Origin of the sequence: Acinetobacter sp. WU_MDCI_Abxe161 (assembly GCF_025514355.1) — a bacterium.
Taxonomy (GTDB): domain Bacteria; phylum Pseudomonadota; class Gammaproteobacteria; order Pseudomonadales; family Moraxellaceae; genus Acinetobacter; species Acinetobacter pittii_E.
Genome location: NZ_JAHPTU010000014.1, coordinates 1 through 17,646, shown reverse-complemented (window position 1 = coordinate 17,646; position 17,646 = coordinate 1). Strand labels below are relative to the sequence as shown.

At 40.2% G+C, this 17,646-nt stretch carries 14 protein-coding genes; 7 read left to right on the top strand and 7 right to left on the bottom strand.

From position 1 onward, the window contains the following. Nucleotides 1-108: 108 nt before the first annotated feature. From adeK to sdsA, 6 genes are all read right to left on the bottom strand, one after another. Entirely contained in the window at nucleotides 109-1,560 is a 1,452-nt protein-coding gene (gene adeK, locus KTI78_RS14415; protein ID WP_224992962.1) for a multidrug efflux RND transporter outer membrane channel subunit AdeK, read from the bottom strand. Continuing rightward, the gene (gene adeJ, locus KTI78_RS14410; RefSeq protein ID WP_016143194.1) at nucleotides 1,560-4,736 is read right to left on the bottom strand and encodes a multidrug efflux RND transporter permease subunit AdeJ; all 3,177 of its coding nucleotides are present in this window, start codon (nucleotides 4,734-4,736) and stop codon (nucleotides 1,560-1,562) included. Before adeJ ends, adeK begins: the two co-directional genes overlap by 1 nt. Nucleotides 4,737-4,748: 12 nt before the next feature. Continuing rightward, nucleotides 4,749-5,999 (bottom strand): multidrug efflux RND transporter periplasmic adaptor subunit AdeI, encoded by a 1,251-nt coding sequence (adeI, locus tag KTI78_RS14405; protein WP_016143195.1) that lies wholly within the window; start codon nucleotides 5,997-5,999, stop codon nucleotides 4,749-4,751. Nucleotides 6,000-6,023: 24 nt separating this feature from the next. Beyond that, entirely contained in the window at nucleotides 6,024-6,650 is a 627-nt protein-coding gene (locus KTI78_RS14400; RefSeq protein WP_016143196.1) for a phosphatase PAP2 family protein, read from the bottom strand. 183 nt (nucleotides 6,651-6,833) lie between these two features. Next, nucleotides 6,834-8,894 (bottom strand): site-specific recombinase, encoded by a 2,061-nt coding sequence (locus KTI78_RS14395; protein ID WP_262446530.1) that lies wholly within the window; start codon nucleotides 8,892-8,894, stop codon nucleotides 6,834-6,836. A 14-nt stretch (nucleotides 8,895-8,908) separates the two neighbouring features. Next, nucleotides 8,909-9,886 (bottom strand): All-trans-nonaprenyl-diphosphate synthase, encoded by a 978-nt coding sequence (gene sdsA / locus KTI78_RS14390; RefSeq protein WP_262446494.1) that lies wholly within the window; start codon nucleotides 9,884-9,886, stop codon nucleotides 8,909-8,911. A gap of 441 nt (nucleotides 9,887-10,327) precedes the next feature. On the opposite strand from sdsA, the gene rplU reads away from it, so the two are divergent. The 7 genes from rplU to KTI78_RS14355 all read left to right on the top strand — a co-directional run bounded on the left by rplU (nucleotide 10,328) and on the right by KTI78_RS14355 (nucleotide 16,113). Then, nucleotides 10,328-10,639, top strand: coding sequence for a 50S ribosomal protein L21 (gene rplU, locus KTI78_RS14385; RefSeq protein WP_000271409.1), 312 nt, complete (start codon nucleotides 10,328-10,330; stop codon nucleotides 10,637-10,639). An 18-nt stretch (nucleotides 10,640-10,657) separates the two neighbouring features. Then, the gene (gene rpmA, locus KTI78_RS14380; protein ID WP_002116037.1) at nucleotides 10,658-10,915 is read left to right on the top strand and encodes a 50S ribosomal protein L27; all 258 of its coding nucleotides are present in this window, start codon (nucleotides 10,658-10,660) and stop codon (nucleotides 10,913-10,915) included. Between the two features lie 239 nt (nucleotides 10,916-11,154). After that, complete coding sequence (lolA, locus tag KTI78_RS14375) at nucleotides 11,155-11,850, top strand: outer membrane lipoprotein chaperone LolA (protein WP_016143199.1); 696 nt, start codon at nucleotides 11,155-11,157, stop codon at nucleotides 11,848-11,850. A 114-nt stretch (nucleotides 11,851-11,964) separates the two neighbouring features. Continuing rightward, nucleotides 11,965-12,765 (top strand): RsiV family protein, encoded by an 801-nt coding sequence (locus tag KTI78_RS14370; RefSeq protein ID WP_239976011.1) that lies wholly within the window; start codon nucleotides 11,965-11,967, stop codon nucleotides 12,763-12,765. A gap of 118 nt (nucleotides 12,766-12,883) precedes the next feature. Further along, nucleotides 12,884-14,155 carry a serine--tRNA ligase gene (gene serS, locus KTI78_RS14365; RefSeq protein ID WP_262446493.1) on the top strand — a complete coding sequence of 424 codons (1,272 nt, stop codon included), beginning with the start codon at nucleotides 12,884-12,886 and terminating at the stop codon, nucleotides 14,153-14,155. A 67-nt stretch (nucleotides 14,156-14,222) separates the two neighbouring features. Further along, nucleotides 14,223-15,596, top strand: coding sequence for a siroheme synthase CysG (gene cysG, locus KTI78_RS14360; protein WP_262446492.1), 1,374 nt, complete (start codon nucleotides 14,223-14,225; stop codon nucleotides 15,594-15,596). Between the two features lie 43 nt (nucleotides 15,597-15,639). Further along, nucleotides 15,640-16,113 (top strand): tRNA (cytidine(34)-2'-O)-methyltransferase, encoded by a 474-nt coding sequence (locus tag KTI78_RS14355; RefSeq protein WP_002116042.1) that lies wholly within the window; start codon nucleotides 15,640-15,642, stop codon nucleotides 16,111-16,113. Between the two features lie 59 nt (nucleotides 16,114-16,172). Here KTI78_RS14355 and KTI78_RS14350 read toward each other — a convergent pair. After that, the coding region (locus tag KTI78_RS14350) for a PT dipeptide repeat lipoprotein (RefSeq protein ID WP_262446489.1) at nucleotides 16,173-17,646 on the bottom strand (1,474 nt) is incomplete at its 5' end.

The window sequence follows — 17,646 nt, the reverse complement described above, 5'->3', positions numbered from 1 at the left end:
TGTTTTTTATCAATCTAAATTCTTAAGGTTTCAAGATAAAAAATATTCAGTTGAGTTGCAATAAAAAAGCCCACCGAAGTGAGCTTTTATGAATAAGTTATTTAAAACTTATTGCTTTTTAAGTTCAGCACTAGATGGTTGATTAACCACTGTATCTGAAGTATTTGCTTTTAAACCACCACCTAGAGTTTTGTATAACTCGATTTGGTTGTTTAAGTTTGCTTGTTGAAGCAATAGCAAACCTTGTTCTGCTGAATAAGACGAACGCTGTGCATCAAGAACCGTTAAGTAACTATCAATACCAGCACGGAAGCGGGCATTTGAAAGTGTGTAGTTGCGGTTAGTTGCTTCTACTAGACGTTGTTGAGCTGTTAAACGCTCACCAATGTTGGCACGAGTTGCAAGTGCGTCATTAACTTCACGGAACGCAGACTGAACTGATTTTTCATAATTAGACAATGCAATTTTCTGATCGGTTTCAGAAATTTTTACATTGGCACGACGAGTACCCCAGTCAAAGATTGGTAAATCTAAGCTTGGTCCAATTGACCACACAAAACCACCAGACTTAAATAGATCACTTAAGTCAGTTGATGCGTAACCTGCAGAACCCGTTAAGCTAATCGTTGGGAATAAACGTGCTTTTGCAGCACCGATATTCGCACCAGCAGCGCTTAAGTTATATTCGGCAGCTTTTACATCTGGACGGTTGTTAAGCAAGTCACTTGGTAAACCAGCTGTAAATACATTTTGTTGAGTAATGCGTTTTACAGGTTGGGTTGGCAACAAGTTTTGTGGAACTGATTGGCCTACTAACAAGTTCAACAAGTTTTGTGCTTGAGCAATCTGTGTTTTGTAGTTCGCTACATCATTACGCGCAGTTTCTACAGAAATCTGTGCCTGACGTAGTGGAACTTCACTGTCGATACCCACATCAAAACGTTTTTTGTTGAGATTGTAAGAGTCTTGCTGTGCTTTAAGTGTTTGCTCTGCAAGTCTTAAATTCGCTGTTGCGAAAGAATAGTTTAACCACGCTTGAGCAACTTGACTGATTAGACTGATTTGAGTCGAATCACGTGCACTTTGTGTTGAAAGGTAACTATCTAACGCAGCATCTTTTAAGCTACGTACACGGCCCCAAAAATCAAGCTCATAGGCAGTTACACCCAAACCTACTTGATAAGTAGAGTAGGGGTTATTCGGATCACGGCTTTGTGAAACCTGACGAATTGCACTACCACTTGCTCCGATTGTTGGAAGCTGGTTGTTCTGCGTAATTCGATATTGCTGTTGAGCACGTTCGATATTGAGCGTTGCTGTACGTAAGTCGCGGTTGTTGGCAAGTGCCAAATCAATCACTCCGAGCAAACGAGGGTCAGCAAAGAACTGTTTGTAACCCTGTTCAGCAATAGACGTACCAGAAGCGCTATATGTATAGCTTTGTGGAATATCGGTTTTCACGACTGGTTCTGGGCCGCGCATGCTTTGACAAGCTGACAAAGCAAGCGCAAGTGCAGATACCGCAATGCTACGACCTGAAATAGACCATACGTTTTGCATCACGATTTATGCTCCTGAGTGTTTATGGTTTTTGGTTTGTACTTAAAGATACTACGAATCCACACATAGAATACAGGGATAAAGAAGATACCTAAGAACGTTGCACTGAGTACGCCACCGAGTACACCGTAACCGACAGAGTGCTGACTTCCTGCACCAGCACCTGTTGAAAGGGCAAGCGGAAGTACACCAAAACCGAAGGCAAGGGTAGTCATGATAATTGGACGTAAACGCATTTTTGCGGCATGTAAAGTTGCCTCAATCAGGTCTTCACCTTTTTCCTGCAGCTCTTTTGCGAACTCAACAATCAAGATCGCATTTTTTGCAGAAAGACCGATTACCGCGATCATCGCTACCTGGAAGTAAATGTTATTTGAGAGATTTGGATCTCCTTTAATAATCATGCCCAAGTAAGTTAATACGATTGCACCAATAATACCGAGTGGTACTACAAGTAAAACCGAGAACGGAATCGACCAGCTTTCATACAATGCGGCCAAGCAAAGGAAAACGATTAACAATGAAAGTGCATATAAGAATGGAGCTTGAGCACCAGACTCACGTTCTTCAAGTGATAAACCTGTCCATTCATAGTCGAAACCTTGTAAGCCCATAGATGGTAACTTAGCAATAATTTCTTCCATCGCTTTCATTGAGTCACCAGAGCTTACGCCAGGTGCAGGTGTACCTTGAATGTTAACCGATGACACGCCGTTATAACGTTCAAGACGTGGAGAACCATATGTCCATTCGCCAGTAGCAAATGCAGAGAACGGAACCATCTCGCCTTTGTTATTGCGTACATACCACTTGTTTAAGTCTTCAGGCATCATACGGCTACCCGCATCACCTTGAACATAAACTTTTTTCACACGTCCACGATCAACGAAATCGTTAATGTATGAGCCACCCCATGCAATACGCATCGTATTGTTAATATCGGCAATACTCACGCCCATGGCACCAGCTTGAGCCTGATCTACATTAATTTGATACTGAGGTGTATCTTCTTGACCATTAGGGCGAACACCCACAAGACGCTTATCCTGTGCAGCCAAACCTAAGATCGTATTACGTGCAGCAATAAGTTTCTCATGGCCTTGACCACTTGAATCTTTAAGTTGCAAGTTGAATCCGGCTGTTACACCGAGTTCAGGCATTGCTGGAAGCTGTAATGGCATAACGTAAGATGCGTCTTTAACGATCATATTTAATGCCATACCACGCTGAATCAATGCGCCAATTTGAGACTCTGGTGAAGTACGTTCACTCCAGTCTTTCAATTTAACAAAGCCAATACCAGCATTTTGACCAACACCTGTGAATGAGAAGCCCGAAACGGTGAAAATAGATTCCACAGTGTCTTTTTCATTCATGAAGAAGTTTGTCATGGTGTCAATCACTTTACCTGTACGGTCAAGCGTTGCATTTGGTGGTAATTGAACAAGTGTCATTACCACACCCTGATCTTCTTCTGGTAAGAATGAAGATGGGAGTTTTTGGAACAAGAACACTAATAAAGCAATAACCACAGCGTAAAGTACGCCAGAGAAGATTTTGCCTTTAAGCATGCGATTAACACCATTTTGGTAGCTATGCGACATGCGGTCAAAACCATTGTTAAAGCCTCTAAAGAAACGAGCAAAAATATTATTACTTGGTTCTTTGTTAGGATCATGCTGTTTTAAAATGGTTGCACAAAGTGCCGGTGTGAATGTTAACGCCACAATTAACGATAAAACCATTGCTGTTACAAGGGTAATCGAGAACTGACGGTAAATTACACCAGTTGTACCACCAAAGAATGCCATTGGTACGAATACAGCTGTTAATACACTCGTAATACCAACTAACGCGCCAGAAATCTGTTGCATTGATCGTGAAGTCGCCGTAACCGGATCGGTATGCTCTTCACTCATAACACGTTCGACGTTCTCGACGACGACGATGGCATCATCGACCAGAAGACCAATTGCCAATACCATGGCGAACATGGTTAAGGTGTTAATTGAGAAGCCAAAGATATTAATAACAGCGAATGTACCTAATACAACAACAGGTACAGCAAGTGTTGGAATAATCGTTGCACGCCAGTTCTGTAAGAACAAGAACATGACAATGAATACCAAAATTACCGCTTCAATTAATGTGTGTACAACACTTTCAATTGAAAGACGAATAAATGGAGTTGTGTCATAAGCCAGTTTGTCTTCAAGACCCGCTGGATAGTTCTTACGTAATTCAGATAAACGATGTTCAACTGCTTCTGCCGTATCAAGTGCGTTCGCACCAGTTGCAATCTTAATTGCAAGACCAGCTGCTGGTTTACCGTTAAACTTCGAGTCGAATTGATAGTTATCAGAACCTAATTCTACGCGAGCAACATCTTTTAATCGAACCTCAGCACCAGATGCTGTGTTCTTTAAGAAGATATTTTTAAACTGTTCAGGAGTTTGCAGCAAACTTTGTGCATTTACTGTTGCGTTAAGCACTTGACCTTGTACAGCCGGTGCACCACCTAATTGACCTACAGCTACTTGTGAGTTTTGCGCTTGTAAAGCTGTCGCAATATCACTAGGTGTAAGCTGATAACTGGTTAACTTAGCTGGATCAAGCCAGATACGCATTGCGTATGAACCACCAAAGACCGTTACCTCACCAACACCAGCCACACGGCTAAGCGGTTCTTTAATAGACGAGTTTACATAGTCTTTAATGTCAGAGTCAGACAAGTTGTTATCTGGTGAATAAAATGCAATAACTTGCAAGAAGCTTGCACCAGATTTAGTAACAGTTACACCTTGACGTTGTACATCTTCAGGTAAAAGTGCAGTTGCAGATTGCAGCTTGTTTTGAACCTGAACCTGTGCAATATCTGGATCAATACCTTGTTCAAAGTTTAATTGAATAGAGGCTTGACCGTTACCAGCACTGTTAGATGAAATATAACGTAAACCATCTAGACCATTCATTTGTTGTTCAATGATCTGGGTTACGGTGTTTTCAACAGTCTCAGCCGATGCACCAGGATAAGTTGCAGCAATCGTAACTGTCGGCGGTGCAATCGTTGGATACTGTGCAATAGGCATTTTTGTTAGCGTGAGAATACCCGCCAACATAATGACTAATGCAATCACCCACGCAAAAATGGGGCGATGAATAAAAAATTGTGCCATTCAATCTACCCCTTATGCATTTGAAGATGCTTTCTGTTCTGCTTGAGGTTTACCTGATTGAGCCGGTTTTGTCGCATTTGGAGCTGCGCCTTGTGGATTTGCTGGTTGAGCTTGGTAAGGTTTTGCTGAAACTTCTTGCCCTTCTTTAACCTTGGCAACACCATCAACAATCACTTTATCACCAACTTTGAGACCGTTAGTCACAATCCAGTTTTGTCCTTGAACACCAGAGGTTTCAACAGGACGACTCTCAACAGTACCTTTGGCATTAACAAGCATTGCTACAGCTTGACCTGTAGGTAAACGCGTAATTGCAGCTTGAGGAATCAGGTAAGCATTAGGCACTACACCTTGAACAATCTGTGCAGTGGTATACATGCCTGGAAGTAACAGGTGATTCGGGTTTGAGAATACGGCACGTAAAGTAATCGTTCCTGTATCCTGATTAACCGAAGCATCAGAGAAAGCAAGTTGTCCTTCGATTGGATAGGTTGAACCATCTTCGAGCTTCAATTTCACTTTCGTGTTGTTACTATTGTTTAAACTGCCTTTGCTGAGTTGTTGACGTAAACGCAATAACTCGGCACTAGATTGGTTAATATCAACGTAGATCGGGTCTAACTGCTGAATCGTCACTAAAGGATCAGTTTGGTTTGCAGTAACTAAAGCACCTGCTGTTACAGAAGAACGTCCAGACTGACCAGAAATTGGTGAACGAATTGTAGAGTAACCAAGATCAACATTTGCATTCGTTACTTGAGCTTTAGCTGCAGAAACTTGTGCTTCGGCAACATTAACCTGACCAAGTAAGTCGTCATATTCCTGTCTAGATACAGCATTACTTGAAACAAGTTGCTTATAACGGTTTAGCTTGGTACGTAGTGAAGCTAGATTTGCCTGTTGTTGTAAAAGAGCTGCTTTTGCATTCTCAAGCGTTGCACGGTTCGTTCTAGAGTCGAGCTCATAAAGTGCCTGACCTTCACGAACATAGCTTCCTTCAGCAAACAAGCGTTTTAAAATCACACCGCTTGTTTGAGGGCGAACTTCAGAAATTTGATATGCTGAAGTACGGCCGGAAAGCTCAACGCTTTGTTCAACACTTTGTGGTTGAGCAACAATAACACCTACTTCTGCAGGCGGCATTTTCTGAGCAGCAGCAGCTTGCTGTTTCTCATCGGAGCCTTTGCTACAACCAACAAGTGCGATACTTGTTGCTAATGCGCAAGCAGTAAGGGCAGGAGCCCAAAGCTTAGCCGACATCATTGTTCCACCTCGTTTAGATAAAATCTAAAAATATATTTGTTTTCTACTTAACCTACTTTGTGTTTGTAATAACCAGAGCCAAAGCAGTGCAATCCAAATAAAACCTATGCCCCAACCGGCGAGTACATCTGTTGGAAAATGAACTCCAGCATATATTCTTGAAAGCCCCATGCAGATAAACCAAAAACAGGAGATCAAAATGATATAAGGAGAGTTAATGTTGGGCCTATGGCATAACATTAACATTGCCAGACAAGCTAGTGTTGATGCATAAACACTATGTGCACTTGGGAACGATGCACCATAACTTTCGACAATATGATATGCCTGTGAAGGTCTAGGACGGTCAACACACCACTTGAGCAGCCAACCCATGGTGATACTGCCAAGAACCCCCACGCTAATGAAAATAACAGTAATATATTTTTTATACCATGCTTGATATACACATACCAGAAAGGATAAAAAACATACAAAAGGCATACCGCCTATACGTGCTAAAAAGATCGTAATAGAGTTAAGATAATCTGAACGATTTTCACTCAATATTTGAACGGTGAGAAGATCCAAAGATTGAAGTCTCGGTACAAAAAGACCAAGAACACCTAATCCTAAAAAAATACAACCAATAAAAAGCAATATATAGGGCATGTATATACCTTTGCTTATTCAAGCAGTGTCCACTACTGAAAGCCGTTAAAAGTGTACTTGCCAGTACACTTTTTTTCAAGCCTGATAGATCATCGTAAATTCATTTTGAAATTTTTTTAACATTTGGAAAAACAATCACAACAAAATTGACGAAAGTCACATTCTGTGTACAAAGCAAAACTTTTAGTGTTCTGTTTTTTTTCCGCTATTTGTTGACGTATTTTCTTCAAGTTCTAATGGTTGTTTTGGTGGCCAGAAAAAATCGCTCGGGCGAGTCAGGAAATGGGTCATGACTAACTTGGCTAAAGGTTTCCATTGCTCAAAGCGAACTCGACGCGCTCGTAATGCCACAATAATAGTAAGGGTGAAACTCACGAATAAGTTAGTCAGACCAATACATAGCACACCGAGAAAGGACACTATAATCAAGCCAATATCCGGGCTGCCATTAATGGTCATCAAACCTTGAATAAAGTTAGCAGATGCAAAGGCAATATGACGAATATCTAAAGGTAAGCCTAAAATAAAGCCTATGGTCCCCATACTTCCTAACATGATCCCGAATAAGAAGTTACCGGCTAAAGCACCTAAATTACGTTCAATATATTCAGCAAAACGATTAAGTCGATCTTGCCCAAACCAGTTAGCTAAACGACGATGCGCTCTTAAGCGTGGACCAACTTTTCGATAAACAGCCATGTTGTCAAAATATCCAGCAATCAGACCGGACAAAAATAGACATACTCCCGCAATTGCGGCATGGGGCACTGCTAATGACGTAAAGGGGTTTAAGCTGTGTAGTAGATAAGTTGCCTTGGTATGGGTTAATAACGGTTCATCAAGGTAAAACTGCCAAGCAAAAGTAATCAGTGCTGCAGTAGGGATTGCAATTGAAATGTTACCCAAAATAGCAATGAACTGCGTTCGGATAATATTAATAATTAGGGCCGCTAACTCTGCAATCTGAGCTGTTTTAGAACCTTTACGCTGTTGTACCGTTGCAGCGAGGGCAGCAGCAGTCATAGCGGGTTGTTTGGTTGCAACAGTAAAGTGCAGAACATGAATCAGAATGAAACCCAGAGAATAATTCATACTGAACGTAAAGGCTTGCATGAGCGGAGCCATGGTCATTCTTGATGCAAGAATTTTTAAAGATGCCATAAAGGCAATAATGACACCTGCACCAGCGGCTGCCTTATACATTCCCCAAAAGCCTTTGGTATCTGTACTTACATAATGCTCACCTGTACGGCTGGCATTTTCGGTAACCTGAAAGGCAATGAGTTCACTGGTTGTGCTGAGTAAAGAGCGCACACTTTTTTCACTGTAGTGCGCCTTGGTTAAATCGGAAATAAGATGTCCTAAGGAAACATATTTTCCATGAGTGTTGTCTACGACCAGATAAAGTAATAATTCAATACGATCAAGACATTGTTCAAGTAATGACAGTAAATAAGTCAAACTTAAACTGACACCAATTCTTTTCGTAGCACGGCGAATCTTTAACACTACATCCCGACATTGTTCCAACATAACGAATGCTTGTGATGCATCGGGAGGAGCAATAACTGCAATTTCATGATCAGAAAGTTCTTGTTTCTTATATTTTTCTATAAACTCAATAATTTCACGATTTTGAACTAAAAATGGAGACTCATATTCCGTTAATTCTGGTTGAGCATTAATAAATTCGGGATAAAGTCCAATTCCACTAATTCGATAAGATAAGACAGTGATGGCTTTAATCATTTCACTTTGAATGACAAGCTTTTCATCGACATTACTTTGGCTTTGCCCAATAAGACTAAATAAATTTGACCAATCTTCATCAGCAATATTATTGAGCCAGATTTTGTCACTTTCTAAATAGAAAATTTTTCCAATTAAAATTTTGAGTTGGCTTGAGTCTTCGATTAGCGGTAAAAAATGTGCTCCAAGTCTTTGTCCGAGCTGGTTCCAGAAACCATCTAAAGACAAAATCCCGCTGTCCGCATATAAGCTGACTTGCTTATAGTGATTAATCAAACGTAATAAGAAAGTTTGTAATAAAAAGGGTGCTGTAGGTGTGCGTAAAAGACTTTCAATTAAAGCCTGTATTTTGTTCTTAATTTCATCCGTATCCTCTGGGTCGGATGGGCGGACGACATTGACGAGTTCAATCAGTAGATTTTCATCAATGACAGCTTGAGGATCCTCAAGCTGCTTCTCTATTTTTAAAAAATGTTCTGAAAAATTTACATGCATAGGCAAAATAATATCTATTGTATTCGATGTAACGCAAGCTGAGTTAAGTTAATCAATGCCTGACGATACGGTGTATCGGGTAGGTTTGATAAAGCTTGCAGTGCTGCTTCTGTTTCTTCTTGGGCACGTTGGTTGCAATAATCTAAAGCACCAGACTTCTGTACAATTTCGATGACCTGAGGTAATTGGTCTACTCCACCAGTGGCGATACTGCGACGAATAATCGCATGCTCTTCACCTGTTGAGTGTGCTAATGCAGAAATTAACGGTAAAGTTGGCTTACCTTCCATTAAATCATCACCAATATTTTTACCTAATGTTTCAGCATCTGATGTGTAGTCTAAAATATCATCAATGATTTGGAACGCATTACCAAAATGACCAGCAAACAATCTTAATGGTTCACGGTAAGCTTCTTGCCCTGCCAAAATAGCAGCACCTTCTGTAGCCAATTCGAATAGGCGAGACGTTTTACCATGAATAATTTTTAAATAAATTTCTTCAGTTGTATCTGGTTGATGCTGGGATTGCAGTTGTAATACTTCACCTTCAGCAATTTCACATGTACCCGTTGAAAAGTCTTTCAATAAAGTCATGTTATTTAAATCAACCAATAAATCGAAAGCACGGGCAATAAGGAAGTCACCGACTAATACGGCTGTTTGATTGTTCCATGTCGCATTTGCTGTAGGACGACCACGACGAAGCCCAGATTCATCTACTACATCATCATGGACTAATGTCGCAGTATGCAACATTTCAATGATTGCAGCTAAACGCTGTGCGTTTACCATGTTATCTAAACCACAAGCACGGGCTGCAAGTAAACACATGATTGGGCGCATACGCTTTCCGCCAGCTTCAACGACATGCTTGCTGACAGACATGACTAAACCGACTTTTGAGCTAATTCCTTCATTAATCAAGTGATCCATCGCAGCAAAGTCTGAGGCAACAGGCGCAAGAATGTCTTGCTTGAAATCGATGACCATATGAAGAAAAACCCCGTATTGGTAGATAAGTGGCGTTAGTGTATCAATTAAAGATGAGTTGCACAGGTTAACAAGTGGCTGATATTAATCATTTCTATTGTCTTTAAGCGTTCTTTGTTCTTTATTTAAGCAAAACATGATGTTTCCGGCAAAACAATAAATTTAATGACATCAGCATTAATACAACTTGTTCTTGACGCAATTTGTGTCTGGAACTGTATTTTAATTTTCATTCAGAATCAATGAAAACTGCTAAATTCCAATCCAAGCTGTTCGATTTTGTAAGAATAGGGGATCATGCTTTACTGATAGATAGAAAATACTTGTCGTTTGATCAAATTTCACTTAAAATCTGTCGCCTTGTATAACCCCAGTGGCGATCGTTTTAAGATCGATATATCCCTTTATCGACACGACGACACGGGCTGATTGGAGTACATTATGTACGCAGTAATCCAAAGCGGTGGTAAACAGCACCGTGTAGTTGAGGGTGAAACCCTTAAAGTTGAATTATTGAAAGCTGAATCTGGTGCGACTATTACATTTGATGATGTATTAATGGTTGTAAACGGTGACAACATTCAAATCGGTGCTCCAGTTGTAGCTGGCGCTAAAGTAACTGCAGAAGTGATTGGTCATGGTCGTCACGACAAAATCCGCATCATCAAAATGCGTCGTCGTAAACACTACCGTAAACAACAAGGTCACCGTCAATGGTTCACTGAGTTGAAAATTACTGGTATTTCAGGCTAATCACGAGGAGTAAGAGACATGGCAACTAAAAAAGCCGGTGGATCGACGAAGAACGGTCGTGATTCAAACCCAAAAATGTTAGGTGTTAAAGTTTACGGCGGTCAAGCTGTAACTGCTGGTAACATCATCGTTCGTCAACGTGGTACAGAATTCCACGCTGGTGCAAATGTTGGTATGGGCCGTGACCATACTTTATTTGCTACTGCTGACGGCGTAGTAAAATTCGAAGTGAAAGGTCAATTTGGCCGTCGCTACGTAAAAGTTGAAACTGTATAAGTTTTAGCTTCAAAAAAGCCCACATTTTGTGGGCTTTTTTTATGGTTTTAATTTTTATTTATCTTCATCATGATGAATGAAATTCTACAAACAACATGAATAACATAACAAAATATCTTATTTTCTCAATGATTAGCACAGAGTTTGTCGGTTAATATGAGTCTTGAATTAAGAGCTTGCCAAGTTTCATAACTTTGAAAGAAGGCAAGTTGTCTTACAGCAACTAAAAAGGTGATGACATGAATATGCTTCGTAAAACTATGTGTGCTATTACACTTAGCGCGTCAGTGCTTGCTCCTGTAATGAGCACTACAGTGTTTGCTGCGCCTGTAGCAGCACCGGAGCAACAGGCAATTGGGAACCTGGTTAATCAGTTATCAGGTTTACAGCGTTTGACTGCCGACTTTGAACAAACAACAAAAGCCAATACAAAAACTGTGGCACAGAAAAAGAGTTTAAGTGCACAGCATATGAACCAGACATTTAAAGGCTCAATGAAAGTTGAACGTCCGGGGAAATTTTATTGGGAAACAGTAAGTCCTGCTAAACAAACAATTGTAACGAGCGGGAAAACAGTTTGGATCTATGACCCAGATTTACAGCAAGCAGTCCGTCAAAGCTTAGATGAGCAGGTTGCAGATACGCCAGCGTTATTACTTTCTGGTAATACTAACCAAATCATGAAGTCTTATCGTGTAACGCAACCCGATAAATCTAAACTCTATTTCACATTATTCCCTAAAAAAGAAGATGGTGCATTCCAAAGCTTAACCATTAGTTTTGGAGCAAATAAAGCCCCTACACTGATGGTGTTGCAAGACTCATTAGGTCAAACCACCTATGTGCGCTTTAAGAATGTTAAGGTAAATGCCTCAATTCCTGCATCTGTCTTTAACTTTACGCCGCCAAAAGGTACAGATGTTATTGACCAATAATGAATACCTCTCAAAAAAAGCTACCTTCACGGTAGCTTTTTTATGTAAGAGAGATAGATACATTTTTTAACCCCGTCTTATTCTTACGCTTTGTATAGTGATAGGGGTAAATTCATGGGGATTATTATGCGACTTTACGATAAAAAAATTATTTGTATTCTTCCATTAATGGCTGCAATGGCAATGGTGACTGGTTGCCAACCAAAGTCGGCCGCCAAAGAAGAGCAGGCTGCTTCGACTGCAAAAGTTAAAGAAACGAAAGAGGCTGGTGTTCCTGTAATTCAAGCAAAAGTAATCCCAGTAAAATTGCCAAAATCAAAAGTTTGCTTAGAAGATGGTTGTACTGAGTATGATTTTCAAACAGTACAGACCAATCAAAAATGGATTAATGATTACTTCACCAATCGTATAAAGAAAGCAGATCCGAATGCTTTTGCAAATTTAGCTGATCAACCTGTCGAAGTACCTGAAGGTGAACCGCGTTCGAGCCAAAGTGCAATTTATATTCGCTATTTAGGACAAAATTATAATCTTGCGACTTTTGCATTACAGACTTATTCGTACTCAGCTGGTGCGGCTCATGGTATGTCTCATCAAGAGTTTGTAAATTTTGACTTATTAAATAAAAAGCACATTACTGTTGCTGAGCTTATTCAACCAGATGTTGAAAAACAGTTGGTTGATGCCCTCTATGATGCAAATACAAATTGGCTTCAAGAGCACAATATCAATCGTGAAAAACTTCAGCTAAGCGATAATTTTTACTATGGAGCGAATGGCATTGTATTTGTCTATCCAATCTATGAGTTGGCGTCTTATGCAGAGGGAATGTCTGAATTAACACTGCCGTATTTTGAAGCGAGTAAATTCATTAAACCTGAGTATTTGCCGAGTGTGCCAAACTATAAGTTCTAAAATAGGTGATCTATTCTAAGAATTGTGTGAAAGCTATTCGTTATGAAGATGATCACTATATTTTTTAGTGTTAAGGCCTTACACTATAGCCAGTTTTTTACCCATATTATGATTGATTATGATCGACCCTAAGTTACTCAGAAATAATATTGAAGCCGTTAATGCGGCTTTGGCAAAACGTGGTGTTCAATTAGATGTTCAAGAATGGGCTTCTTTAGAAACTCGCCGTAAAGACTTGCAATCGAAAACTGAAAAATTGCAGGCAGAACGTAATGCCGGTGCAAAACAAGTGGGTCAGATTAAAAAATCCGGTGGCGACGCTTCTGAAATCATGGCGCGTATGCAAGCCATTGGTGATGAAATCAAAGCTGCTGAAGTTGCTTTATCAGAGCTACAAAACGAGATTGAACAAAAAGCGCTGAGTATTCCTAACTTACCAGATGAATCTGTTCCTGCTGGTAAGGATGAAGATGATAACGTTGAAATCTCAACATGGGGCACGCCTCGTCAGTTTGATTTTGAAATCAAAGATCATACTGATTTAGGTGAGTGGATGGGCGGTTTAGAGTTTGAAACTGCGACTAAATTGACTGGCTCACGTTTTAGCGTATTGAAAGGTCCTTTAGCACGCTTACAACGTGCATTAACGCAATTCATGCTCGATACCCATACTTTAAAAAATGGCTATACAGAAGCTTATGTGCCTTATTTGGTAAATGCTGATTCACTGCGCGGTACTGGTCAGTTACCAAAATTTGAAGAAGATTTATTCAAACTTCAAGGCGAAAAAGAATATTACCTCATCCCTACAGCAGAAGTTCCTGTTACTAACTTCGTTCGTGATGAGATTATTGATGCCGAACGTTTACCTTTAAAATATGCAGCTCACACACCATGTTTCCGTAGTGAAGCAGGCTCTTATGGGCGCGATACACGTGGTTTAATTCGTCAGCATCAGTTTGATAAAGTTGAGATGGTGCAAATCGTTAAACCTGAAACTTCTATGCAGGCACTTGAAGAACTTACTGCTCATGCTGAGGGCATTTTGCAGGCACTTGGCTTGCCATATCGCAAAATTTTGCTCTGTGGTGGGGATATGGGCTTTGGTGCGACTAAAACTTACGACTTAGAAGTCTGGGTTCCAAGCCAAAATACTTATCGTGAAATCTCAAGCTGCTCTAATATGGGGGATTTTCAGGCACGCCGCATGAAAGCACGCTACAGAATGGATCAAAAGAAGACCGAATTGGTGCACACTTTAAATGGTTCAGGTCTTGCAGTTGGACGTACTTTGCTTGCTGTGATGGAAAATTACCAACGTGAAGACGGTTCTATCGAGATTCCAGAAGTATTACGCCCATATATGGGTGGTGTAACGTTTATTGACTAAGCTTTGCATCTAAATTGTGCACGGTTTTTGCTTAACCTAAATCAGATGATTCATGTAGAGGTTTAAGGTGGATATTTTTCCAATCTCTTTAAAGTTGCAAAAGCAACGTTGTCTGATTGTGGGTGGTGGGCATATTGCGCTACGTAAAGCAAACCTTCTAGCCAAAGCAGGAGCGGTAATTGATATTATTGCTCCTGCAATTGAAGAGCAGCTTTTACAGTTGGTCAAAACGGCCGGTGGAGAGTATTTTGCCGAGTCTTTTGCTGAAAAAGTATTAAATACGTCTTATCGATTAGTCATTGCGGCAACTAATGATGCGCAGGTGAATAAAGCTGTTTTTGAGCAATGTGAAGCGCGTAATTTACTGGTAAATAGTGTCGATGATATTCCGCATTGCCGATTTATGGTTCCAGCCATTATTGACCGTTCTCCATTAATTATCTCTGTTGCTTCAAATGGGGCGTCACCAGTTTTATCGAGACAACTTCGTACTCAAATAGAGACAATTGTTCCGCATGGCATGGGTAAGTTGGCTGAGTTTTCTGGTCAATGGCGTAAGCAAGTAAAAGAAAAGATTATTAACCCCGATGAGCGTCGAATCTTTTGGGAAAACCTCTATGCTAGCCCATTAAAAGAACAAGTTTTTAATGACAATTTAGACGTTGCAAATGATTTGATTCAGCAAGCCTTAACAGAATGGACAGCACCTAAAGGTGAAGTTTATTTGGTAGGGGCTGGACCCGGCGATCCAGAGTTGCTGACACTAAAAGCATTACGTCTTATGCAACAAGCAGATGTCGTGATTTATGATCGTCTTGTTTCTGCACCCATTTTAGAACTTTGCCGCCGTGATGCGACTAAAATTTATGTGGGTAAAGCTCGTTCGAATCACTCTGTTCCCCAAGATGGCATCAATGCTTTACTGGTTGAGTATGCTCAAAAAGGAAAGCGTGTTTGTCGTCTAAAAGGTGGTGATCCGTTTATCTTTGGGCGTGGTGGTGAAGAAATTCAAGAGCTGGTTGAGGCGAATGTCACTTTCCAAGTTGTACCGGGTATAACTGCAGCATCAGGCTGTTCAGCTTATGCAGGTATTCCTTTAACACATCGTGATTATGCGCAAAGCGTTCGTTTCTTGACTGGGCATTTAAAGGAAGGTTCACCTGAACTTCCTTGGAATGAGCTGGTTTATGAAAATCAAACTTTAGTTTTATATATGGGATTAGTTGGCTTGGAGCGTATTTGTGAACAACTTATTGCTCATGGTCAGCGTGCCAATATGCCGGTGGCTTTAATCTCTAAAGGAACCACACCAGAACAGAAAGTTGTTGTTGGAACATTAGCTGATATCGCAACTAAAGTATCTGAACATCATATCGTGGCGCCAACTTTAACTATTATTGGTGAAGTGGTAAGTTTACGTGAACAGTTAAAATGGCAATAAGCTCATTTGAGTTTATTGCTGGTTATTTAAGTCGAGAAAATTTGTGATTCATGTTGTCCTATACGAGCCTGAAATTCCTGCCAATACAGGCAATATCATTCGTTTATGTGCTAATACGGGCGCACAGTTGCATTTAGTCAAACCTCTAGGTTTTGAATTAGATGATAAAAAGCTCAAACGAGCAGGCCTTGATTATCATGAATGGGCACGTATGCAGATTTGGGACAATATAGAGCTTTGCCTTGCAGATTTAAAAGCTAAAGGTGTCGAGCATGTTTTTCCCCTCACAACTAAAGGTTCTGCAACTCCACATACGGTTGATTTGAACCGGCCTGTGGCTTTACTGATGGGGCCAGAAACACGTGGTTTGCCTGAGCATGTTCGCTTAATGTTTCCACAAGAACAGTGGATTCGTTTGCCGATGGCTGAAAACTCAAGAAGTTTAAATTTATCTAATGCAACCGCCGTAATTGTTTATGAAGCATGGCGTCAGCAGGGTTTTAAAAACTTAGGATAAGCTATCGGATTTTGAATAAGAATAAGGCCACAATTGTGGCCTTATTTGCTTTAGATGTCTTATTTAGGGAAAACTACACCACTTGCCAAATCATAATTCGTTGGTGAGTTTGTATAGACTGATCCGAGTCGGACCGCAAAGAACCAGCCTAATTTACCTTGGTCTTGAATTCGATTTTCAACAAGATATGGCTCATCTGTTTCGGATGCAGCATCTTCAATAAATACTTTATATTCAATAGGTCCTGTATTTTCGCTATCACGTTCAAATAGATAACCATCAATATTAAAGAAGCCGAGATTATTGTTCGCATCAACCAGTCTATAACCTTCAGCTGCTTGCTCTTTAAGGAGTTTCTCAAGTTTTATTGCATCTTCCTTGTTAAACGGAATATGTTTTGGAACTTCAAAATAACGATAAGCATAGGTTCCGTTATGTGTACTGCTATTTACGCAAGTAGGTACATAGAAGGTTCCATTCGTTGTGCCATTATTGGTGAACTCTGAGTTAGCGTAAATTAGCTTACAACCTTGTGCACCAAGTTCATTGAAGGCATTTAAAATTGTTGTGCGAGAGGTGTTAGTTAAGAATCGATTTGAGTAAGTATAAGTTGCTGGTTTCTTATCATTTTTCACAAATAAATATTTATCTGTATTCGAAGTCACTTCTCCAAATGAGAGTTTATATATATAGCCTAAGCTACCTTGTTTATTTAACTCATTCACCCATAGTAAATAACGGTTTGCTACTGAGTTAGTTTTAACATCAACTGTTTTATAGGTGTATGTGTCAGTGGATTTATTATTTTTGACATATAAATTTTTATACAGAGCAAAGCTACTATCAGGATTATCCAAACTTACAGATGGTGTGAGAAGGGCGTAGCCTTGGCGTCCTTGATCATTAAGTTGAGTTAATAGATCTGCCCAAGATTCTTTATTGTCCGCTAGTCTATAACTTGCTGTTGCCAATACTTGTGTCGGCTTTTGCATGCTTGCTGGTGGAGTTGTTTTTGTGAAGCAAGTATTCATGAGATCAAAGTTTGCTTGCTGCAAATAATTATGTATCGCATTTGGTTCATTCGTAGGAACTAGGCAGAATTGATTTGCATTTTTAAAACCTAAAATAGCAGGTTGTTTTTGCTCCAATTCTCCAGCTACAACAAGCTGCCAATCTACTTTGTTATAGCTTGAGGTTTGTATTGTCTGAGGTGCTCCAATATTTGAAACCAGACTAAAATCTTCAGCTTGGCGGTAACTTGCAACAATGTTACCTGTACAGTTCGATTCATTCTCATAGCGTACAGTTTCACTAGCAAATCGTACGCTGTTATCAGAAACCTTAATAACATTCATTTTTAGAGCAGAACCGTTAATACAACCTCCTTTGCCCGCTAACCAACTTCCAACGAAGCGGTCCGCTACACTTGTTGGTGTTGGTGTTGGTGTTGGTGTTGGTGTTGGTGTTGGTGTTGGTGTTGGACTAGCTGTTGGAGAAAAAGTATGACTTCGAGAAGGTGTGGGTGTTAGTTTA

Coding starts and splice junctions, on each gene's coding strand:
- adeK (WP_224992962.1), bottom strand. CDS start 1,560: ATGCAAAACGTATGGTCTATTTCAGGTCGTAGCATTGCGGTATCTGCA.
- adeJ (WP_016143194.1), bottom strand. CDS start 4,736: ATGGCACAATTTTTTATTCATCGCCCCATTTTTGCGTGGGTGATTGCA.
- adeI (WP_016143195.1), bottom strand. CDS start 5,999: ATGATGTCGGCTAAGCTTTGGGCTCCTGCCCTTACTGCTTGCGCATTA.
- KTI78_RS14400 (WP_016143196.1), bottom strand. CDS start 6,650: ATGCCCTATATATTGCTTTTTATTGGTTGTATTTTTTTAGGATTAGGT.
- KTI78_RS14395 (WP_262446530.1), bottom strand. CDS start 8,894: ATGCATGTAAATTTTTCAGAACATTTTTTAAAAATAGAGAAGCAGCTT.
- sdsA (WP_262446494.1), bottom strand. CDS start 9,886: ATGGTCATCGATTTCAAGCAAGACATTCTTGCGCCTGTTGCCTCAGAC.
- rplU (WP_000271409.1), top strand. CDS start 10,328: ATGTACGCAGTAATCCAAAGCGGTGGTAAACAGCACCGTGTAGTTGAG.
- rpmA (WP_002116037.1), top strand. CDS start 10,658: ATGGCAACTAAAAAAGCCGGTGGATCGACGAAGAACGGTCGTGATTCA.
- lolA (WP_016143199.1), top strand. CDS start 11,155: ATGAATATGCTTCGTAAAACTATGTGTGCTATTACACTTAGCGCGTCA.
- KTI78_RS14370 (WP_239976011.1), top strand. CDS start 11,965: ATGGGGATTATTATGCGACTTTACGATAAAAAAATTATTTGTATTCTT.
- serS (WP_262446493.1), top strand. CDS start 12,884: ATGATCGACCCTAAGTTACTCAGAAATAATATTGAAGCCGTTAATGCG.